The sequence below is a fragment of the Streptomyces sp. MNU76 genome, assembly GCF_020982545.1.
Classification (GTDB): Bacteria; Actinomycetota; Actinomycetes; order Streptomycetales; family Streptomycetaceae; genus Streptomyces.
In genome coordinates this window covers 63,828-84,634 of sequence record NZ_JAJKLK010000002.1, presented here as the reverse complement: position 1 = coordinate 84,634, position 20,807 = coordinate 63,828, and the positions used below count along the sequence as shown (strand labels likewise).

At 71.4% G+C, this 20,807-nt stretch carries 17 protein-coding genes and 2 pseudogenes; 9 read left to right on the top strand and 10 right to left on the bottom strand.

From position 1 onward, the window contains the following. Nucleotides 1–3 precede the first annotated feature (3 nt). Together cbiQ and E4N62_RS06360 are read left to right on the top strand one after the other, a co-directional pair. The gene (gene cbiQ / locus E4N62_RS06365; RefSeq protein ID WP_230212636.1) at nucleotides 4–759 is read left to right on the top strand and encodes a cobalt ECF transporter T component CbiQ; all 756 of its coding nucleotides are present in this window, start codon (nucleotides 4–6) and stop codon (nucleotides 757–759) included. Nucleotide 760: 1 nt separating this feature from the next. Then, on the top strand, nucleotides 761–1,642 hold the full coding sequence (locus E4N62_RS06360) for an energy-coupling factor ABC transporter ATP-binding protein (protein WP_230212634.1): 882 nt from the start codon (nucleotides 761–763) through the stop codon (nucleotides 1,640–1,642). On the opposite strand, the gene E4N62_RS06355 is transcribed toward E4N62_RS06360, so the two are convergent. From E4N62_RS06355 to E4N62_RS06330, 6 genes are read right to left on the bottom strand one after another with little or no spacing between them, the layout of a single operon-like run. Next, nucleotides 1,624–2,496, bottom strand: a complete 873-nt coding sequence (locus tag E4N62_RS06355) for an amidohydrolase (protein WP_230212631.1) — start codon at nucleotides 2,494–2,496, stop codon at nucleotides 1,624–1,626. The genes E4N62_RS06360 and E4N62_RS06355 overlap by 19 nt on opposite strands. Next, on the bottom strand, nucleotides 2,493–2,804 hold the full coding sequence (locus E4N62_RS06350; protein ID WP_230212629.1) for an L-rhamnose mutarotase: 312 nt from the start codon (nucleotides 2,802–2,804) through the stop codon (nucleotides 2,493–2,495). The genes E4N62_RS06355 and E4N62_RS06350 overlap by 4 nt, the downstream gene beginning before the upstream one ends. Continuing rightward, nucleotides 2,801–3,799, bottom strand: coding sequence for an aldo/keto reductase (locus E4N62_RS06345; RefSeq protein WP_230212627.1), 999 nt, complete (start codon nucleotides 3,797–3,799; stop codon nucleotides 2,801–2,803). The genes E4N62_RS06350 and E4N62_RS06345 overlap by 4 nt, the downstream gene beginning before the upstream one ends. Continuing rightward, the gene (locus E4N62_RS06340) at nucleotides 3,796–4,563 is read right to left on the bottom strand and encodes an SDR family NAD(P)-dependent oxidoreductase (protein ID WP_230212625.1); all 768 of its coding nucleotides are present in this window, start codon (nucleotides 4,561–4,563) and stop codon (nucleotides 3,796–3,798) included. Before E4N62_RS06340 ends, E4N62_RS06345 begins: the two co-directional genes overlap by 4 nt. Beyond that, the gene (locus E4N62_RS06335) at nucleotides 4,560–5,897 is read right to left on the bottom strand and encodes an enolase C-terminal domain-like protein (protein ID WP_230212623.1); all 1,338 of its coding nucleotides are present in this window, start codon (nucleotides 5,895–5,897) and stop codon (nucleotides 4,560–4,562) included. The genes E4N62_RS06340 and E4N62_RS06335 overlap by 4 nt, the downstream gene beginning before the upstream one ends. Nucleotides 5,898–5,920: 23 nt before the next feature. After that, nucleotides 5,921–6,772 (bottom strand): fumarylacetoacetate hydrolase family protein, encoded by an 852-nt coding sequence (locus E4N62_RS06330; RefSeq protein ID WP_230212672.1) that lies wholly within the window; start codon nucleotides 6,770–6,772, stop codon nucleotides 5,921–5,923. Between the two features lie 428 nt (nucleotides 6,773–7,200). Between E4N62_RS06330 and E4N62_RS06325 the strand changes: the two genes are divergently transcribed. Next, nucleotides 7,201–8,049 carry a hypothetical protein gene (locus tag E4N62_RS06325; RefSeq protein ID WP_230212620.1) on the top strand — a complete coding sequence of 283 codons (849 nt, stop codon included), beginning with the start codon at nucleotides 7,201–7,203 and terminating at the stop codon, nucleotides 8,047–8,049. 5 nt (nucleotides 8,050–8,054) lie between these two features. Here E4N62_RS06325 and E4N62_RS06320 read toward each other — a convergent pair whose 3' ends face one another. Both E4N62_RS06320 and E4N62_RS06315 read right to left on the bottom strand, forming a co-directional pair. Next, the gene (locus E4N62_RS06320; protein ID WP_230212618.1) at nucleotides 8,055–9,371 is read right to left on the bottom strand and encodes a phytase; all 1,317 of its coding nucleotides are present in this window, start codon (nucleotides 9,369–9,371) and stop codon (nucleotides 8,055–8,057) included. 213 nt (nucleotides 9,372–9,584) lie between these two features. Then, on the bottom strand, nucleotides 9,585–10,859 hold the full coding sequence (locus E4N62_RS06315) for a DUF418 domain-containing protein (protein WP_230212616.1): 1,275 nt from the start codon (nucleotides 10,857–10,859) through the stop codon (nucleotides 9,585–9,587). Between the two features lie 191 nt (nucleotides 10,860–11,050). On the opposite strand from E4N62_RS06315, the gene E4N62_RS06310 reads away from it, so the two are divergent. Both E4N62_RS06310 and E4N62_RS06305 read left to right on the top strand, forming a co-directional pair. Continuing rightward, complete coding sequence (locus E4N62_RS06310) at nucleotides 11,051–11,734, top strand: response regulator transcription factor (RefSeq protein WP_230212614.1); 684 nt, start codon at nucleotides 11,051–11,053, stop codon at nucleotides 11,732–11,734. Between the two features lie 35 nt (nucleotides 11,735–11,769). Next, the gene (locus tag E4N62_RS06305; protein WP_230212670.1) at nucleotides 11,770–12,891 is read left to right on the top strand and encodes a sensor histidine kinase; all 1,122 of its coding nucleotides are present in this window, start codon (nucleotides 11,770–11,772) and stop codon (nucleotides 12,889–12,891) included. A gap of 350 nt (nucleotides 12,892–13,241) precedes the next feature. Here E4N62_RS06305 and E4N62_RS06300 read toward each other — a convergent pair. After that, nucleotides 13,242–14,683, bottom strand: a pseudogene (locus E4N62_RS06300) (NF041680 family putative transposase). 137 nt (nucleotides 14,684–14,820) lie between these two features. Beyond that, nucleotides 14,821–15,162, bottom strand: a complete 342-nt coding sequence (locus E4N62_RS06295; RefSeq protein ID WP_230212668.1) for a response regulator transcription factor — start codon at nucleotides 15,160–15,162, stop codon at nucleotides 14,821–14,823. 322 nt (nucleotides 15,163–15,484) lie between these two features. Between E4N62_RS06295 and E4N62_RS06290 the strand changes: the two genes are divergently transcribed. The 4 genes and pseudogenes from E4N62_RS06290 (at nucleotide 15,485) to E4N62_RS49280 (ending at nucleotide 20,492) form a co-directional block, all read left to right on the top strand. Then, nucleotides 15,485–16,174 (top strand): response regulator transcription factor, encoded by a 690-nt coding sequence (locus E4N62_RS06290; protein WP_230212612.1) that lies wholly within the window; start codon nucleotides 15,485–15,487, stop codon nucleotides 16,172–16,174. A 99-nt stretch (nucleotides 16,175–16,273) separates the two neighbouring features. Beyond that, complete coding sequence (locus E4N62_RS06285) at nucleotides 16,274–17,632, top strand: sensor histidine kinase (protein WP_230212609.1); 1,359 nt, start codon at nucleotides 16,274–16,276, stop codon at nucleotides 17,630–17,632. A 236-nt stretch (nucleotides 17,633–17,868) separates the two neighbouring features. Beyond that, nucleotides 17,869–19,299 (top strand): NAD(P)/FAD-dependent oxidoreductase, encoded by a 1,431-nt coding sequence (locus tag E4N62_RS06280; RefSeq protein WP_230212606.1) that lies wholly within the window; start codon nucleotides 17,869–17,871, stop codon nucleotides 19,297–19,299. 81 nt (nucleotides 19,300–19,380) lie between these two features. Beyond that, a pseudogene (locus E4N62_RS49280) lies at nucleotides 19,381–20,492 on the top strand (IS701 family transposase). Nucleotides 20,493–20,807: the final 315 nt, after the last annotated feature.

The window sequence follows — 20,807 nt, the reverse complement described above, 5'->3', positions numbered from 1 at the left end:
CGGGTGCTGCCGATCGACGCGGCGGCGCACAGCAGTCGCTGGCGCCGCCGTCATCCCGTGGACAAGGCCGTGCTCGGGCTCGGTCTCACCGCGCTCGCGATCTCCCTGCCGCCCTGGCCGGGCGCGGCCCTGGTCCTGCTGACCTCGCTCGTGGTGCTGCTGGGCCCCGCGGGCGTGCCCGGCCGTCGGCTGTGGCGGGCCTACCGGGTGCCGTTGGGCTTCTGCGTGACCGGCGCGCTGCCGCTGCTCGTGCAGGTGGGCGGGCCGGACGGGTTCGTCACCCCGGCCGCCGGCGGAGCGGTCCGTGCCGGGGAACTGTTGCTGCGCACCTCGGCCGCCTCGCTCGGCGTGCTCCTGTTCGCCTTCACGACCCCGATGTCGGACCTGCTGCCCCGGCTGGTCCGGGCCGGGGTGCCCGCGCCGGTCGTGGACGTGGCCCTGGTCACCTACCGGATGAGCTTCCTTCTCCTGGACTCGGTGCGCCGGATCCGGGAGGCACAGGCGGCCCGGCTGGGGCACACCACCCGGGCCGCCACCTGGCGTTCCCTCGCCGGGCTCGGCGCCACCGCGTTCGTCCGGGCCTTCGACCGGGCGGCACGGCTGCAGACCGGGCTCGCCGGACGCGGGTACGACGGCACCCTGCGCGTCCTGGTCCCCGAGGCCCGCGTCTCCGTGCGGTTCACCACGGCCAGTGTCGCTCTGCTGGCGGCCGTGGCCGCCCTCACCCTCGTACTGGATTCGTCCTGGAAAGGCCGCTGACATGAGCGAGCCCGTGCTCGTCGCCCTGCGGGGCGCGTCGTTCGCCTACGAGGACGGACCGCCCGTGCTCAGCGAACTGGACTTCGAGGTGCGCGCGGGGCGCGCGCTCGCCCTGCTGGGCCGAAACGGCAGCGGCAAGACCACGCTGATGCGGCTGCTCAGCGGCGGACTGCGGCCCCTCGCGGGCGAGTTGACCGTCGAGGGGCGGCCGGTGTCGTACGACCGCAAGGGGCTCACCAGGCTCAGGACGACGGTCCAGCTGGTCGTCCAGGACCCGGACGACCAGCTCTTCGCGGCGTCCGTCGCACAGGACGTGTCGTTCGGACCGCTGAACCTCGGACTGCCCGACGCGCAGGTGCGGGACCGGGTGGACGAGGCGCTCGGCGCGCTCGGTATCGCCGCCCTCGCCGACCGGCCGACCCACCTGCTCTCCTACGGCCAGCGCAAGCGGACCGCCATCGCCGGGTCGGTCGCGATGCGGCCCCGGGTCCTCATCCTCGACGAGCCGACCGCCGGACTCGACCCGGACGGACAGGAGCGGCTCCTCGCCACCCTGGACGAGCTGCGGCGCTCCGGCACCACCGTCGTGATGGCCACCCATGACGTCGACCTCGCGCTGCGCTGGGCCGACGACGCGGCACTGCTCACCCCGTCCGGCGCGCGCACGGGCCCGGTGGCGGAGATGCTCGCCCGCACGGATCTCCTGCAGCAGGCGGGGCTGCGACTCCCCTGGGGTGTCGCGGTCGCCCGGCTGCTGCGCGAGCAGGGTCTGTTGGCGCGGGAGGAGGCGGGCCCGCGCACACCGGACGAGTTGGCGGCCCTCGCGGAGGCGGACGCCGGTCCGGGGGCGCGGCTGCCTCAGCCTCAGATCCGCAGGCCGTAGACGCGCACGGCGGTGCCCGCGAAGACCTCCCGGTGTTCGGCCTCACCGAGTCCGGACATCAACGCGTCGGCGACGTCCAGGACTTCGGCGTAGTCGGAGGCGAGTCGGCAGACCGGCCAGTCGGAGCCGTACATCAGCCGCTCGGGGCCGAAGGCGTCCAGCGCGGTGTCGGCGTACGGGACGAGGTCCGCGACCCGCCAGGAGTGCCAGTCGGCCTCCGTGACCAGGCCGGAGAGCTTGCACACGGTGTTCGGCAGAGCCGCCAGCCCGCGGATCTCCCCCGCCCACGGCTCCAGTTCACCGGAGGCGACGGGCGGCTTGCCCAAGTGGTCCAGGACGAAGGTGAGTCCGGGAAGGCGGGCCGCCGCCTCCACGGCGGCCGGGAGCTGGTGGGGCCGGACCAGGAGGTCGTAGACGAGTCCCGCGTCGGCGACCGCGGCGAGGCCCCGCAGCACGTCCGGGCGGGTCAGCCAGCGAGGGTCGGGCTCACCCTGCACCTGGTGGCGGATGCCCACCAGGTACTCCCCGCCGGGGGCCTCGCGCAGTTCGGCCAGGGCGTCGGCGACGGCGGGAGAGGTGAGGTCGGTCCAGCCGACGACCCCGGCGACCACGTCGCTGCCGGCGGCGAGGGCCAGGAACTCGGGGGTCTCCTCGGGCACGGTGATCGTCTGGACCAGGACCGTGGCGGTGACGGCAGCGACGCGCGCGGCGGACTCCAGCTCGCGGAGGGTGAAGTCGCGGCGCAGCGGCGCCAGTTCGGGTCCGGTGATCCAGTCCTGGTCGCGGACGGAGAGGTCCCAGACGTGGTGGTGGGCGTCGACGGTCCAGGCGTCGGTGTCGTCCGTTCCGGTCACAGGTGCCACACCACCGGAAGTCCGGCGTCGGAGCCCTCGGCCGAGTAGTCGTGGACGACGTCGAGGAGTTCGGCCATCCGGGCCTGCCAAGCGATGTTGACCGGCAGCTTCTCCAGTTCGGCGATCATCGCCGGGTAGTCCTCGACCTCCAGCAGGTGGAAGAGGTCGGTGCCGCTGCGCCAGATCGTCCACTCGCTCACCCCGGCGGCGCGGATGGCGGTGGTGAGTTCCCCGGGGACCTCGCGGTGGGCCGCCTCGTACTCCTCGACGCGGTCGGCGCGGACCTTGGTGTGCAGGGCGACCCTCACGACGGCTCCTTCGGCTGCGGGACGGGGGTGTGCGGGCTCAGCAGCCCCTCGGCGCGCAACTCGTCCCAGAGGGCGGCCGGGACGGGGCGGCCGTGCAGGTCGACCGTGTCGCGGACCTCCTCGGCGGAGCGCGCGCCCGTGAGCACGGCCGCGACCGCCTGGTGCGCGGAGGGGAACGCCAGGGCCGCGCCGCGCAGCGGTACGCCGTGGCGCTCGGTGACCGCCCTCAGGCGCAGGGCGCGGTCGAGCACGGGCTTCGGCACGGGGGCGTAGTCGTACGTGGCCAGCGGCTTCGGGTCGGTCAGCAGGCCGGAGTTGAAGACACCGCCGATGAGCACGCTGCGTCCCCGGGCGACGGCCTCGGGAAGCAGTTCGTCGAGGCCCTCCTGTTCGAGGAGGGTGTAGCGGCCGGCCAGCAGCACCACGTCGATGTCGGTCTCGCGCAGGAAGCGGGTGGGCACGGCGCACTGGTTCATGCCGACGCCGATGGCGCCGACGACTCCCTCGTCGCGCAGCCGCTCCAGCGCCGGGTAGGCCTCCCGCAGGGCCTGTTCGACGTGGTCGTCGGGGTCGTGGAGGAGGACCACGTCCACCCGGTCCAGACCGAGCCGTCGTAGGCTGGCCTCCAGGGAGCGCAGGACGCCGTCGGCGGTGAAGTCCCAGACGCGGCGGTGGGTCGCGGGGACCGCGAAGCCGTTTGCCAGGTCGTCACCCTCGGCGGTCTCGTTCTCCACCAGTAGCCGCCCGACCTTGGTGGACACGGTGTACGCGTCCCGGGGGCGGCCGCGGAGCGCGGCGCCGAGGCGGCGTTCGGACAGGCCGAGCCCGTAGTGGGGGGCGGTGTCGAAGGTGCGGATCCCGGCGTCCCAGGCCGCGTCGATCGCGCCGGCGGCCTCCTCGTCGGACACCGGGCGGAAGAGGTTGCCGATGCCCGCGGCGCCGTAGGCCAGCTCGGTGACCCGGACCTCGGTGCGGCCGAGGGGTGTGGTCCTCATGAGCCCGCCGGGCGGAGCCTGAGGCCCTGCATGCCGCCGTCGACGGCGAGGGCGGTGCCGGTGACGGAGGCGGCGGCCGGAGACGCCAGGTAGACGATGGCGGCGGCGATCTCGTCGGCGGTGACCAGACGGCCCATGGGCTGGCGGGCGTTGAGGGCGGCGCGCTCGGCATCGGGGTCGTCGGCGGCGTCGAGGAGGCGGCCGACCCAGGGGGTGTCGGCGGTGCCGGGGTTGACGCAGTTGACGCGGATGCCCTCGCGGACGTGGTCGGCGGCCATGGCCAGGGTCAGAGAGAGGACGGCGCCCTTGCTGGCGGAGTACAGGGCGCGCTGGGGCAGGCCGGCGGTGGCGGCGATGGAGCAGGTGTTGACGATGCTCGCGTGGGAGGAGGCGCGCAGGTGGGGCAGGGCCGCACGGGTGGTGCGGACCATGCCGAGGACATTGACGTCCAGGACGCGCTGCCACTGTTCGTCGGGGTTGTCCTCGACGGTGCCCTGCGCGCCGATGCCCGCGTTGTTGACGAGGATGTCGAGTCCGCCGAGCCGCTCGGCGGCCTCCGTGACGGCGGCCCGTACGGAGGCGTCGTCGGTGACATCGGCCTTGAGGGCGATCAGCGGGGCCGAGGCCCCGGAGGGGTCGAGGTCGAGCACCGCGACCCTGGCGCCCCGTGCGGTCAGCAGTACGGCGGTGGCGAGCCCTATCCCGGACGCGCCGCCGGTGACGATCGCGCGGAGCCCCGTCAGCTCACCTGTCTGCCCGGTCATGCGACTTCCTCCTGTCCAGCGAGGTCGGCGGCCCAGAACGTGCCGTCCGGGTAACGGTATTCGGCGATGGACTCCTCGCGCATGGTCGCGGAGAAGCCCGGGGTCAGGGGGGCGGTGTAGTGGCCCTCGCGGATCACCACGGGGGCGGTGAAGTGCTCGTGGAGGTGGTCGACGTACTCGATGACCCGGTTCTCGGTGGTGCCGGACAGAGCGAGGTAGTCGAACATGGACAGGTGCTGGACCAGTTCACACAGGCCCACACCCCCGGCGTGCGGGCAGACCGGGATGCCGAACCTGGCGGCGAGCAGCAGGATCGCCAGGTTCTCGTTGACGCCGCCGACGCGGGCGGCGTCGATCTGCAGGACGTCGATGGCGCCGGCCTGCAGGAGCTGTTTGAAGACGATGCGGTTGTGCACGTGTTCGCCGGTGGCGACCTTCACCGGGGCGACCTTGCGGCGCACGGCGGCGTGGCCGAGGATGTCATCGGGACTGGTGGGCTCCTCGATCCAGTAGGGGTCGAAGCCGGCGAGGGCACGGGTCCACTCCACCGCCTCGCCGACGTTCCAGCGCTGGTTGGCGTCGATGGCGATGCGGATGCCGTCACCGACCGCGGCACGGGCGGTGCGCATCCGGCGCACGTCGTCGGCGAGGTCGGCGCCGACCTTCAGCTTGATCTGGGTGAAGCCGTCGGCGACCGCCTGCTTGGCCAGCCGGGTGAGCTTCTCGTCGCCGTAGCCCAGCCAGCCCGGTGAGGTGGTGTAGCCGGGGTAGCCGCGCTGAAGCAGCACCGCCTCGCGCCCGGCGAGCCCGGCACGGCCCTCACGCAGCAGCCGCAGAGCGTCCTCGGGGCTGAGGGCATCGGCGATGTAACGGAAGTCGACCTGGGAGACCAGCCACTCCGGCTCCGCGTGGGCCAGCAGCCGCCACAACGGCAGGCCGGCGCGCTTGGCCGCCAGGTCCCACACGGCGTTGACGACGGCACCGATCGCCATGTGCATCACACCCTTCTCGGGGCCGAGCCAGCGCAGCTGGCTGTCACCGATCAGGTCACGGCTGACCGAGCCGGGATCCGCGCACACCTCCTGGACCGAGCGGCCGAGGAGATGCGGCCGCAGCGCACCGATGGCGGCGACCTGCACGTCGTTGCCGCGGCCGATGGTGAAGGTGAAGCCGTGGCCTTCCAGACCGTCGCCGGCGTCCGTGCGCAGCACGACGTAGGCGGCGGAGTAGTCGGGGTCGGGGTTCATGGCGTCCGACCCGTCCAGCTCCCGTGAGGTGGGAAACCGGACATCGCAGGTGTCGACCGCGGTGATCCGGGCGGAAGTTGCAGTCACAGGGGTCCTCAAGGGGGTGCCTTTCACGCTCGGCCGAAGATCTGACGCTGGCTCCCGAGCCCGTCGATCTCCAGCTCGACGGTGTCCCCCGGGCGGAGATAAGGAGTGCCGGGCAGACCGTGGGCAACCCCGGCGGGCGTACCGGTGTTGATCACATCACCGGGCTCAAGCACCATGTACCGGCTGAGGTAGGCGACGATCTCGTGCACCGGGAAGATCATGTCGCGGGTGTGCCCGCGCTGACGCTCCACACCATTGACACTCAGCCGCAGCCCCAGGCCCTGCGGATCACCCACCTCATCCGCGGTCACCAGCCACGGCCCCATCGGGTTGAACGTCTCGCACGACTTGCCCAGATCCCACTGCGAGGAGTACTCCAGCTGGAACTCACGCTCGGAGACATCATGACTGACCACATACCCGGCAATCACCCCGGCCGCCTCCACGGGACCCTCCAGATAGCGGGCCCGCCTGCCGATGACAACCCCCAGCTCCACCTCCCAGTCGGTCTTGACCGAACCACGCGGAACCAGCACCTCGTCGTACGGACCCACCACCGTGCCCGGATCCTTCATGAACACCACCGGACGCAACGGGATCGCGGCCCCGGTCTCCGCAGCGTGGTCGCGGTAGTTGAGTCCCACACAGATCACCTTGCCGGGACGGGAGAACGGAACACCCACCCGCAACCCCCCGGCATCGAGCTCAGACAACCCTCCCGCCTCAACCGCCGCCCGAACCCGGCCGAACCCGTCCGACGCGAAGAAGGCCCCATCGACGTCGGATGTCACGGACGACAGATCCAGCAACCTGCCATCGTCCGTACGCACAGCAGGCCGCTCCTCTCCCGGAGCGCCGACGCGTAGCAGTTTCACTGGGACAGCTCCCTTGTCATGGGGTTCGCTCATTCATCGGAGGAATGGTGCACCGCGACTTTAGGTGCAGTTCGACGTCCTGACAACGTATTCCTCGGATGTATATGGTCACAGCCGAGCTTTCACCGCTCACAGATCCGGCATGTACGACTTCGCCGCCACCGGAGCCCGCCGGAGAGCGGACCGCGCCGCCCGGACAGACGATCGAATCGCTGCTGGACAACCTTTCGTCAGCCTCGGCAATGCCGTCGTAGCACCCTCGACGCCCTAGATACATCGGAGGAATCCGAAGAGTCGAACAACCACAGCGTGGCCGAAAACGCGACGCTCACCGCCACTGCGGATCCACCCCCGTCTCGGCGCTGTCCGGCGGCAACCAGCAGAAGGTCGTCGTCGCCCGCGCCCTGGCCACCGACCCCCAGATCCTGGTGGCCATCCGCCCCACCAATGGCGTGGACGTCAAGTCCAAGGAGTTCCTGCTGCGCCGGATCCGGCAGGTCGCCGACGGCGGGAAGGCCGCGCTGATCGTCTCCGACGAACTGGACCACCTGAAGGTGTGCGACCGGCTCGTGGTGATGTTCCAGGGGCGGGCGGTCGCCGAGTTCGACCGCGGCTGGAGACGAGCAGGTGGTCGCTGCCATGGAGGGGGTGGCCGACCGGGCCGAGACCTCCGGCACCGTCGTGCACGGCTCCGCCGACGATCCGCCCGTCGTCCTCGCCGATCCCCCGTCCGGCGCCACCGAAGAGCACGGAAGTCGGATTCATCGTCTCGTCGGCCTTCCTGCATCGTCACCCTCGGCAGGCTGACCGTGCTGCGCGGTCTCAAGGTCGCCCTCTCGGAGGGCCAGTCCATCGTGGAGCTGCAGTCCTCCTTCGCCTACCTCGGCAAGGCGTCGTGGCTGGGGGTGCCGGCCGCCATCTGGATCTGCGTGGTCCTCTTCGCCCTCGGCGGCGGCGCGCCGGCCTGGCTGCGGCACGGACGGGCGCTGTACGCGAGCGGCGGCAACGCGGAAGCGGCCCGCACCGCCGGCATCCGGGTGGACCGGATCGTGTGGGCGGAGCTGATCCTCGGCAGTGTGCCGACCGCGTTCGCCGGCATCCTCTACAGCGGCCACTCCGGTTCGATCTCCGCCGCCCAGGGCAGCGGCTGGATCTTCCAGGTCTTCGCCGCCACCGTCATCGGCGGGGTCAGCCTCAACGGCGGCCGGGGCTCCATCTTCGGCGCGATCACCGGTGTGCTGACCCTGCAACTCGTCGTCGGCGCGGCAGAGGGCTGACCGCGCTACAGGTCCGCGGCGTCCACCAGCTCACCGAGGTCGACGAACTTGAAGCCGGTCGCGGTGCGCGTGCCGCCCTCGCCGTCGGGGACCCCGGGCGTCTCGTGGCCGTCCTGGACGACGAGCAGGCCACGCGGGTAGCGGCTGCCCAACGGGGCGTTGAGGACGGCCGCGCCGTCGCACTCCTGCACCCCGTCGAGGGTGTCCGACGCGGCCCCGACACGGAATCCGCCCTCGTACTCGTTGCCCTCGCCCACCTCACGGTCGTACAGGGCGAAGGTGTCGTCGCCCTGGCTGGAGGCGAGCAAGTAACCGTCCCCGTCACGGTTCTGATAGAGCGTCAGCCCCTCGACGTCGGCCGACAGCCGCTTCCCGCCGTAGCCGGGGTCGGCGCCGGGCACGCACTCCTCGGTCTCCTCGTCGTACGTGCCGCGGACGCCGTACTCCCGGGTCCTGTCGATCAGGACGGGCTTGCCGGTGAGGTCGGCGCGCAGCCGCCAGATGCCGATGTCCTCCTGGCCTGCGTAGAGGGTGCCGGTGGCGGGGTCGACGACCATGCCCTCGACCTGCGGGAGTTCACCGGGTTCGGCGCAGGGGCTCCATCGGGTGCCGTCGGGCAGCCGGAAGGAGGCGGGCAGGTCGAGGGTACGGACCTTGCGGTAGCCGACCCTGCCGTTCGCCGCCGGGAGGAGTTCCAGCAGGGCGAGGCGGGTGCGTTCGCGTTGGCTGACCAGGGCGTAGGACCGGCCGGTGGCCCTGTCCGTCCAGGTGGCGAGGCCGTACGCGGTGCGCTGGTCGTTGATCTCGGCCTGGTCGGCGGAGAAGACGGGGGTGGCGGCCGGGTCGGTGACATCGGTCAGCGGACCGCCTGGACGGGTGGGGTCGATGCGGTAGATCCGCAGCCGGTCGTTGCCACGGTCGCTGACCACGGCCACGTCGGCCCGGCCCGCGGAGGTGCGCAGGCCGGTGACGAGGTCGACGTTGTTGTAGCGGCCCGGGGCGTCGTCCGGTGTCGGCGGCTTGGGCGCGGCGAGGGACTGCACGAGGCGGGCGTCCAGGTCGTAGACGCGCAGGCCGCCCTCCTTCGCGGTGGCGACGACGAGGCTGCGGTCCGGGTCGGCGGGGTCGCGCCAGATCGCCGGGTCGTCGGCGTCGGAGTTGCCGCCGGCCTCGTCGTCGTACAGCGCGGCGGACTCGCTCGTCGCGGTCACCGTCGGAAGCGCTACCGTCCCCGCTCCGGCGGGGGTCGCCGCGAGGAAGGTGGTGAGCGCGGTGACCGAGGCGAGAAGGGCGACTCTCCGAGCAGTGCGGGGCGTTCTCACAGGCGTTCGCTTCCTTACCGTCGTGACTGCCGTCGATGGCCTGACTGCGGTCGATGGTTCCGACTGCCGTCGAGGGGCGGGGCCGGGTCGGTGATCGGGCCAAGTCGATGGTGCGGAGAGAAGCTTGCGCGCAGACGGACGTGAGCTGTCCATGCGGACGCGGTGAAACGGCCGTGGTTCGGCCGAAGTTCGCCCGGATGTCGCTCGATGCGATCACTTCACATGGCGCGCCGGGAGCGTGCTGATGTGCAGCAGGTGTTCCAGCGGTCCACGGCGGAACCACCGGGTCCAGGCGGTGGCGAGCAGCAGGGCGACCGCACTGTAGAGGAAGAGGTCGAGGAGGGCCGGGCCGGTCTCCTCCTCCATGCCGAACTCCCGGATGGCGAGGATGTGCAGGACGTACGCCGTCAGGGCCGTCATGCCGACGGCGCACACGGGCCGGGCGAGGCGCGCGCAGCGGGGCAGTCGGTCCACGGCCGTCACGCACAGCACCACGACGAGCAGCGCGACACCGGTGTTGCCGATGATGGAGAAGGTCGTCTGACTGTGCGGCGCGCCCACCAGGAGCCAGGCCGCCGGGGTGCCGTCGACGAGGTAGCCGACGGTGTCGGACCACCAGGCCGAGGCGGCCCCGTCGCCGTCCGTGGCGGCGGCGACGGTGGCTCGGGCGTGCGGGACGAGGCGCAGGGCCAGCCAGGAGCCTCCGTAGCCGAGGACGGTCAACGCGCCCCCGGCCGCGGCGAGTCGGGTGCGGACGGCGCCGCAGGTGAGGTCGAGCCGGGCCACCGCCATGCCGGCCAGCATGAACGACATCCAGGTGAGCACCGGGTACTCGCCCGTGAACAGCAGCTCCATGAGGCCGTCCGTGTCGCTGACCCGGGCCAGCGGGTCGGCGGCGACGAGCGCGTCCGCCCAGTCGCCGTCCTCGATCGACAGCCGTACCCCGTACAGGACTTGGGGCATGACGAGCGCGCCCGCGGCGGCGAGGAGCGCGAGAGTCCGGACACGCAGGCGGTGGAAGGGCAGGACGGCGAGGAAGGTCAGCCCGTAGAAGGCGAGGATCACGTCGACGTCGGTGTCGAGGGCGGTCAGGGCGAACCCGAGCACGATCAGGACGAGGGAACGGATGACCATCCGGGCGACCGCCTGCCGTCCGGCGCGCCCGGTGCGGGCGTGCGGGCGCCCGGTGATCAGGACCAGGGTGAACCCGGCGAGCAGCGCGAACAGCGCCGAGGAACGGCCCCGCGCCAGTTCCATCACGAAGCCCAGCGGCCCACCGTTCGCCGGGTCCGGACCGACGTGCGCGGCGTACATGCCGAAGACCGCGAGCCCCCGGGCCAGATCGATGCCGACCAGCCGCCCGGTGGACGGCCCTTGGGGGCCTTCTGCCGTTGCGGAGGCCGGGGCGGGAGCCGGGGCCGCGACGGAAGCGAGTGCCGGCGCGGCAGCCGGTGGGGACGACAGGTCCGGTGACGTGTCTGCTGTCATGGCCTTCAGCGTCAGGGACGCGAGGGGCGCGTTCCCATCCGGCGGGTGGCTGGAAGGTCCCCGCCGACCAGCCGGAGTCCTCCCCGCCAGGTGACCGGAAATGGGGAGGAATGGGAACCCGGCGGCGCCTTCGGGCGTCGTAGCGGTTCCAGCAGAAGTCCAGTGGTGGTCCGACGACGAGCGGGGCACGGGTGATCCGGGTACTGGTGGTCGACGACGAAGCCCTGATCCGTACGGGCTTCGAGCACATCCTCAACTCCGCGGACGACATCGACGTGGTCGCGGCGGTCCCCGGCGGCCGGGCCGTGCACGCCGTACGGGAGCTGCGCCCCGAGGTCGTCCTGCTGGACATCCGTATGCCGGACGTGGACGGGCTGACCGTCCTCGCCGAACTCAGGAGACTCCCCCGCCCTCCCGTGGTGGCCATGCTCACCACCTTCGACATGGACGAGTACGTGGCGGCCGCCCTCCGCTCGGGAGCAGCGGGCTTCCTCCTCAAGGACACCGACCCGGAGCAACTTCCGTATCTCGTACGCACCTTGGCGGCCGGTGGGGTGGTGCTGTCGTCCCGGGTGACCCGGACCGTCGTCGACGGCTATCTGGACAACGGGCCCCGGGAGGCCGCCGTCCGGCTCGTGGACCGGCTGACCGAACGTGAGCGGGACGTCCTGGTCCTCATCACGGAGGGGCTGTCCAACACCGACATCGCTGACCGGATGCGTCTGAGCACGGGCACGGTCAAGGACCATGTGAGCGCGCTGCTCACCAAGTTGGAGGTGGGCAGCCGGGTGCAGGCGGCGCTGCTGGCCGAACGCGCGGGTCTGCTCAGGCGGTCGCGCTCCGCCGGCGACGGACCCGGACGGGAGTCCGGATGAGGACCCTCTCCGACGCCCCGCGTCCGTGGCGCCGGATGAGGGCCGTCTCCGGCACCCCAAGTCCCTGGATCACGGACGCCGGGCTCGTCACGGTCTCCTTGGCGGACGTGTGGATCCACGACGTGGGCCCCCATCACCCCCAGGAGCTGGCCGCCGCCCTGCTCGCGGCCTTCGCGCTCGTCGTGCGCCGCCGGCTGCCGCTGCCGACCTTCCTGCTCGCCCTGCCGACCGCCCTGTTCACGGACGCGGTGTTCGCCACGCTGGCGGCGCTGTACACCCTCGCCTCGCGCACCCACCACCGGGTGCCGCTGGCGGTGTGCGCGTTGGGGTTCACGGTCTGCGACCTGACCTGGTGGTCGTGGCCGTCACCGGAGTTCACCGACATCGACGGCCGCCAGGCCCTGATCCCGCTCTCCTACAGCGTGGCGCAGGCGACCGCGCCCCTCTTCCTCGGCCGACTCGTCCAGGCCCGCCGGGAGCTGTCGCTGCGTCTGGTCGAGGTCTCCGAGGCACGTGAGCACGAACGGCTGCTGATCGCGCAGGGCGTTCTGGCGAAGGAACGCGCCCAGCTCGCCCGGGAGATGCACGACGCCGTATCCCACCAGGTCAGTCTGATCGCCGTGCGCGCGGGAGCCCTCCAGGTGGGCGGCCGGGACACGGAGGCGAAGGAGGCGGCCGCCACGATACGGCGGCTGAGCGTGCAGACCCTGGACGAGCTGCGGCACATGGTCGGCATACTGCGGGCCTCCGGCAGCCGCCCCACCGAACTGACCCCGCAGCCCTCGCTCGCGGATCTCGACCGGCTGGTCGCCGGCAGCGGCATCGACACCGACCTGCGGACGGACCTGCCGGGCGACCTGCCCCCGCCCGTCCAGCGCGCCGTCTACCGCACCGTGCAGGAAGCCCTCACCAACATCCGCAAGCACGCCCCCGGTGCCACCGCCACCATCCGGATGCGCCAGGAGGACGGCACGCTGCGGGTGACCGTCACGAACACCGCGCCCAGCCGCCCGGCCCTCTCGCTGCCGGGCGCCCACCACGGCCTGATCGGTCTGCGCCAGCGGGCCGAACTCCTCGGCGGCACGGTCACCTCCAGGCATCTGAGCGACGGTGGCTACGAGCTGCGCCTGGAACTGCCGGTCGACGGCGCGCCCTGAGCCCGCACGGTCCGCCCTGATTGTCTTCTGCTGTCCATCAGAGAAGCACGATCACCGTCACGGCAGCGATCGAAGCCGCCGCCCTGGTTCGGCAACTGACGCACACGCACCCCGGGCCGCGCTAGGGCGTGTTTCGGAAGTCCCTTCCTCGCCCGAAGGGCGGCTCTGCGGCGTCCGGTGCGTGCTCTCGGCGCGCCGGACGAAAGGCCTCGTACTGGGTGTACTTGGCCTTTCGTCCGGTGCGGCGGTGGGGGTACCTCCCGGTCGAGCGCCAGCCGAGACTGGGGGAGCGTGCCGGACGCCGCAGAGCAGAAGGGACTTCCGAAACACGCCCTAGGCTTGTTCTTTATCTACCAAGATCTTCCGGGCTTGCCGATGGCCTTGAGGGTCTCGGGGCGTTTGACGGTCTTGCCGACGTCGTAGCGGGGTGCCCGGTGTCTGTTCTTGGCGCCGGGTGGGCGTCCGGGGCCGGCGCCTTGGGGTTTGGGAACGCGGGCCGGGCAGGCGAGGTGAGCGCGGATGTTCCTGAACCCCCGGCGGACCCGGGCCGGGCTGAGCCGGTCCGGGGTGGTGGGTTTCTCCCAGGGCCGGCGGAGGTCCGTAGCGAGCGGTCGGGCGAGCCGGAGCTGGGTGTGAGCGACGATCAGGATCCAGGTCCAGCGGTCCGCCGCCTCGGGAGTACGGAGCTTCGGGGTGGTCCAGCCGAGGGTCTGTTTTGCGAAGCGGAAGGTGTGCTCCAGATCGAATCGACGGAGAAATGCCTGCCAGAAACGGTCCACATCGTCCGGGGTGGCGCCGGTCTTCGAGGACCATAACCACACCGGCGGCGCGTCTCGTTCCTTTGACAGGTGCTCGACCTTCAGTCGAATCAACGTGCCCTCAACCAGGGGTAGTTCACCGTCGTGGTCGAGCCAGGACGAGCGGTGGGTGAGCCTTGGGTGGACTCGGTCCCATGCCTGAGTCTCGGCCTTGCCGTAGTTGCTGGTGTCGGTGACGGTGGTGATCGCGGGCTCGGGCCAGGTCTCCGGCCTGGTGAAGCGGAACTCCGGGCCGTGCTTGGGCGGTAACCATTCGTCCCCGGCCGGCGGGACGGCTTCGGCAACCGCATGACGCGGTCGGACCGGACCCTGCCGACCAGCTCGACGGGCAGGTCACGCAGGACCCACGCCAGGCGGGTGACGTCATAGCCGGCGTCGCTGACGATCACGATATGCGGGTCCCCGGTCTGCCACTGGCCAGCGGTGACGAGCCGCTCCACGACGCCCCGCAGCTGGGCGGCGGTGATGGCGGTCGCGTCGTCCGCCGGGCCGAGCCGGACCGCGTCCAGGATCGCGGTCCAGGACGTGGCGCCCGGCTCCAGCACGGCCACGAAGGAATAGGGCCAGCCCGGAATGAACTGTGACGCCGTCTTCGCGCGGCCGTATACGTGGCAGAACAGCCGCTCGGCCGAGCACGGCGCGTCCGAGCGAAGCCACGGCGACACGTCGACCGCCAGGACCAGGCGCCCGCCGTCGAAACGCGGCAGCGACAGCCCGGCCAGCACGGTCCGCAGCCGGCCGACATCGATCCGTCCGTGGTTCAGTCCGCCGTACATCGCGCCGTGCCCACGACGATGCTCGGGCAGCAGCGTCAGATCCACCGGGGACTTCACCGCCCCCTCCGCACACAGCACCGCGTCGGTGAGTTCGAACAACTCGTCGCGCCGAGCCGTCAGACACTCGTAGAACTCGCCCCGGAAGCGTGACGCTTCCGCGAACGCTTCACTCCGGACAGCATCACGCAGCAGACTCACCCTCACGGCCTTCGTCGTGGTCACGTGCACCTTGGTCGGAGCACAGGATCAGACGAAGGCCGTCCCCACGTCCGGCGAATCCCCAGGTGAGCGACCCAGTTCGAGACACCGTTCGAGACCGAAAGAAAAAGAACAAGCTAGGGCCGGGGCACTCGATGTGTCCGGTACTCGGAGATGCGACGCTCAGCCACCTGCCACGCGATGCCGACGGGCCGGGCCCGGACTCCGCTCCGGCCAGTCAAGCGGAACGTTTCACCCATGCCGTCCGTCCAGGCCGCCCTGTCCGTGCGGTCCGTCACGTCCGTGCGGTCCGTCCTGTCCGTGCGGTCCGTGCGCAGCGCCAGGATTCCCGCACGCAACGCGGTGACCACCAGATGCGTACGGTTCTTCGCGCACAACTTCTCCCGGATGCTGCGCATATGGGAGGCCACCGTGCGGGGCGAGATCGACAGCTGACGGGACATGTCCGCATCCGACATGCCGTGGGCTGCCAGAAGGAGGATCTCCATTTCCCGGGCGCTGAGTCGGCCGGAGCTGTCCACTGTCATGGGTGCCTGCCTTGTTCAAAGTAGGGGTCGAGGACCCGCTGTCGTTCGTTGGCTGCGCTGTGACTCTTCCGTGACACCCGGGCAACGGCCATCGACCATTCGACCGATACCTGGCGGTAGTCATCGGCCGATCGGCCTCGGCCCCTCGCTCCGGGGCGGAACTTTCGCCGGGAATGCGCCAACCGCCCGATTCGGCAAGGGAGTTCGCCCGCCCGCTTCCCGGAATCGGCGGACCGGGCGGATGATCCATGGCATGCTCGGCCGCGTGAGCACCACCCCCACACGTGTGATGATCGCCGACGACCAGGATCTGATCCGGGCCGGTTTCCGTCTCATCCTCGACGCCCAGGAGGACATCGAGGTGATCGGAGAGGCGGCCGACGGACTCGCGTGCGTGGAGGCGGCGCGCGCCTTGCGGCCGGATGTGTGTCTGGTGGACATCCGGATGCCGAAGCTGGACGGGCTGGAGGTGACCCGGCTGCTGGCCGGACCGGGGGCCACACACCCGACCCAGGTGGTGGTGGTCACCAGCTTCGACCAGGACGACTACCTCAACATCGCTCTGCGCAACGGAGCGTGCGGCTTCCTCCTCAAGGACGCGGCGCCCGCGCTGCTGATCGAGGCGGTGCGGGCGGCGGCCCGCGGTGACGCGCTGGTCTCGCCCGCGGTGACAGTCCGGCTGCTGAAGCATCTGGAGGAGCGGTCGGCGGCCCCGGCGGAGGGCACCGGGGTGCCCGAATCCTCGCTCAGCGCACGGGAGTTGGAGGTGGCCCGTCTGGTCGCGGTGGGCCGAACCAATCAGGAGATCAGCGACGAGCTGTGTCTGTCGCTGTCCACCGTGAAGACACATCTGGGGCACATCCACCACAAGCTCGGCGTACGCAATCGCGTCGAGGTGGCCGCCTGGGCCTGGGCCAACGGGATGGTACGGAGCGGGCGCTGACGGGGATTCCGCGAACGTCCTGTAATGGATCTATGACGCTTCCCACACATCGATCCACCTTCTGCCGGGGAAGCATGTACATGCCTAGCCTCCGGTTCTATGACAACTTCGTCACTCGGGGCACTCTCGGCACGAGCAACCCAGCCGCACCACGACGGCCGCCCCCGGCTACCCGCGCGACGGCTGGACCGCCACGCCCTGTACCCGGCGCTGGGTGTGCTGTGGCTGCTCGACGTCGGCATCATCGTGTCGCACCATCGTGGCCCTCTCGACTGGTTGCCGCTGGTGACGGGCCCCGCCGCCCTGGCCCTGGTGCTCGTGCCCGAATCACGGCTGAGCATCACTTGGCGTACCGGGGCCGCCGCGGCCGTCTCGTCGACGGTGACCCTGAGCATCTCCCTGACGGGCTGGGCCATGCCCCAGTGGGGGCTGCTGGAGACGGCGTGCATGCTGGTCCTGCTCGCCCGCACCTGCCGCCGGGTGGCCCGGCCCCGGGTCGCCTTCGCGCTGGCCGCCGCGATGGGGGCCAGCGTCATCGACGAGCCCCTGCGCACAGGAGGTACGGGGATCACCCTCACGTACCCGTTCCTGCTGACGTTCGCGGTCGGTGGCGCCGTCGGCGCGGGGTGCTACCTGCGCACCCTGGACGCCCGGCGCCGGCGCACGATCGCCGCCGTCAGGCTCGCCGAGCGGATCCAACTCGCCCGGGAACTGCACGACTTCGTCGCCCACCACGTGACGGGCATCATCGCGCAGGCGCACGCCGCCACTGTCGTCCACGAGAGCGAGCCCCACCAGGTCGGCCCCATCCTGGGCAACATCGCCGAGGCCGGGCAGCGGACCATGGACTCCATGCGCCGTCTGATCCGGGTGTTGCGCGAGGACGGCGAACAGGTCTCCCTCGAACGCCCCGAGGAGCCGTACGGCGAACTCACAAAGCTCGTCTCGGAGTTCAGCAGCCAGGGCGACGGTTCGACCGCCCAGCTGGAGATCACCGGAGCCGCCCGCAGAAGCGGTCTGCTGCCCGAGGTGGGTTCGGCGGTCCATCGGGTGGTGCAGGAGGCGCTGACCAACGTACGGCGGCACGCTCCGGGCACCCAGGCCACGGTGCGCGTCCACCGCACCCGCGACGACCTGCTGCGGGTCGACGTCTACAATGAGGGGCCCACGGGGCGGGTCTCCCGTCCCACGGGCGGTCGTGGCGGCTACGGGCTGATCGGGCTGCGGGAGCGGGCGGAGGCGGTCGGCGGCTCCCTGACGGCTGGGCCGGACGACGAGGGTGGCTGGTGGCTCATCGCGCATTTCCCGGTGCTCCCGAAAGCCGAGCTCCAGGAATCCGAGGAGGGCGCCGCGCCGGGTTCCGCATCGGGTCCGGTCTCCCGTCGAACCTCCGGACGCCATGCGAAGCCGCACGCACCCTCCGAGCCCGAACCGGACATGAACTGGGACGCCAGTTAGGCGATCCGGGGGCCGTGAATTAGGCAATTCTGCGAATCGCGCCGGGACGGCCGATCGCTCTATCGTGGGAGAGCCAAAGGCGCCGGGACGGCCTTCCTTCGTCCCGCAGAGTGGTGAATCGGCCCGAACGGGCCCTTCGCGGGGCCCGTTCAATTCTTTTCCGTGCACCACCGCGCACCGTGCACCACCGCGCGCCGGGCAGACCGGCGCGATCGTCGAGCGGACGCGGGAGACGTATGACTACGGCCGTCGTGGTGGGCAGCGGTCCGAACGGTCTCGCCGCGGCCGTGTTCCTCGCCCGGGAGGGCGTCGAGGTCACCGTCCTCGAAGCCGCCGACACCATCGGCGGGGGCACCCGCACCAGCGAACTGACACCGGGTCTCCTGCACGACCACTGCTCCGCCACCCACCCCATGGCCGTCGGCTCGCCGTTCCTGCGGAGCCTGGACCTCGGCCGCCACGGGCTGACCTGGTGCCTGCCGGAGATCGACTGCGTGCATCCGCTGGACTCCGGCGAGGCAGGGGTCCTGCACCGGTCGGTCGAGGAGACGGCGGAGGGTCTCCCTGAGGGCGACGGCCGCAGGTGGCGGCGGACCTTCGGGCCGCTCGTGAACGGCTACGACGCGCTGGCCGAGGACCTCATGCGCCCCCTCGCGCACGTGCCGCGCCATCCCGTGCGGCTCGCGGCCTTCGGGCCGCGGGCCCTGCTGCCGACCGCGGCGGTTGCCCGGCGATGGCGGTCCGAGAGCGCCCGCGCCCTCTTCGCCGGCGTGGCCGCGCACGCCTTCCGCCCGTTCGACCGGCCCGCGAGCGCCGCGATCGGTCTGACGATCATCGCCGCCGGCCACCGGCACGGCTGGCCGGTGGCCGCCGGCGGCTCCCGGGCGATCAGCGACGCGCTGGCCGCCCGGCTCACGGAGTTCGGCGGGCGCGTCGAGACCGGGGCGCGCGTGCGTTCCCGGGCCGACCTGCCCCCGGCCGACCTGGTCCTCTTCGACGTGGCCCCCGGGGCGGTGGCCGACATCCTGGGGGATCTGCTGCCGGGCCGGGTGGCCCGTGCCTACCGGCGCTACCGCCAGGGCCCCGGCGCCTTCAAGGTGGACTTCGCCGTCCAGGACGGTGTGCCCTGGACGAACCCGGCGGCCCGCCGGGCGGGCACCGTCCACCTCGGCGGTCCCTACGCGGAGGTCGCCGCCACCGAGCGGGCCGTGCACGCCGGCCGTATGCCGCAGAGGCCGTTCGTGCTGGTCGGGCAGCAGTATCTGGCCGACCCCCGGCGCTCGAAGGGCGACCTCCATCCCGTGTGGACGTACGCGCACGTGCCGCACGGCTACGACGGCGACGCCACGGAGGCGATCGTCGCGCAGATCGAGCGCTTCGCGCCCGGCTTCCGCGAGCGGGTCCTGGACATGGCCGTCCGCCCGCCGGCCGGGTTCGAGGAGTACAACCCGAACTACGTCGGCGGTGACATCGTCGCCGGGGCGAACACCGCCTTCCAGCTGGTCATGCGCCCCCGCGCCGCGCTCGACCCCTACAGCACCGGCGTGCCGGGCATGTTCATCTGCTCGGCGGCCACGCCGCCGGGCGCCGGCGCCCACGGCATGTGCGGCGCGAACGCCGCCGCGTCGGCTCTGCGTCATCTCGGGCGGCTGCACGCGAGGAGTTGAACCGGGAAGCCGCTGCGGTCGACACGAGTACTACAGCCTCAGATCTTGTGACTGGTGATCGGTGCTGACCGTTGTCTGGTCATGCTGATGGATGTGAGTGCGGAGCACGTTGAGGGGTGGGCGGAGGAACTGGCCGCTCTGACGGGTGGGTTGAGGCATCTGTTCGCCCGGCCGGAGCCGCGGGAGGTGTTCGCCGATCTCGTCGAGGGGCTGCTGTCGGACCTGGGCCGGAAGAACGGCTGGACGATGGCCGGGCGGGCCGGGCATGCCACTCCGCACCGGATCCAGAAGTTTCTGGGCGAGGCGTCCTGGAGCGCGGACGGACTGCTGGCCGAGGTGCAGGCGTACGTGGCACGGGAGTTGGGGGATCCGGGCGCGACGCTGGTGCTGGACGACACCCAGGTGATCAAGAAGGGGGACAAGTCCGTCGGGGTCGCCTACCAGCACTGCGGCACGACCGGCGATGTCCGCAACTGCCAGGTCATGGTGATGCTCACCTACGCCGCTGCGAGCGGCCACACCTTCTATGACCGGCGTCTGTACCTGCCTCAGTGCTGGACGGGAGACCGTGAGCGGTGCCGGGCGGCCGGGGTCCCCGACGAAGTCGCCTTCGCCACCAAGCCGCAGTTGGTATCGCCATGCTGGCCGGCGCGGCGGCCGGCGGGCTGCCGTTTTCCTGGGTGGCCGCCGACGCGGACTACGGCAAGGACCCCGCTCTCAGGTCCTGGCTGCACGAGCGGAAGATCCGCTACGTGCTCGCGGTGCCGGTCACCCTGCCCGGACAGATGCCGGCCGACGGCTTCGCCCACCGGCTGCCGATCCGCCGCAGCACCGAGGAGAAGCAACTGGCCGGCGGCCGGGTGGACTTCGAGTACGCGTACTTCCTCGTCCATGCCCCCGCCGACGACCCGGTCACCAAGGCGATCGTGAGGGCCGGGGTCCGCTGGAAGATCGAGGAGAACAACGAGCTTGCCAAACAGATCACCGGCCTCGGCCAGTACCAGGTCCGCCGCTGGACCTCCTGGCACAGACACGTCACCTGCGCGATGCTCGCCCTGGCCTTCCTGACCGTCCAGCGCGCCCGCCGCCCCGACTCAGAACCCGCGTCCGTGCCCACCGGGCAGCCCACCGGCCCCAATCCGGCAGGCGAGGGAAAAGCGCAGACAACAGCGGGAAGGAGCACCTTCCGCTGATCCGGCTGACCGTCCCGGCCCTCGCCTGTCTCCTCGCGGCCACCGCCCTGACCGCCCACCACAGCGACGCCTACCACCTCCAGCAGCACCACTGGCGAGCCCTGCACCAGACCCGGGCCACCGTCAGCCACTACAACCGGCGCGGCGACTCCCTGCCCGACCGCCTCCGCCCCTGGCGACAACCCGAACAGAACCGATCACAACCTCAAGATCTGAGGCTGTAGTACGAGTCCCGGAAAAGGCCTGGAAGATTCAGTCCAGGCCTTTTCCGTGCCGTCGTACGTGCGGCGGCCGACCATCCGGATTCCGTTCCCC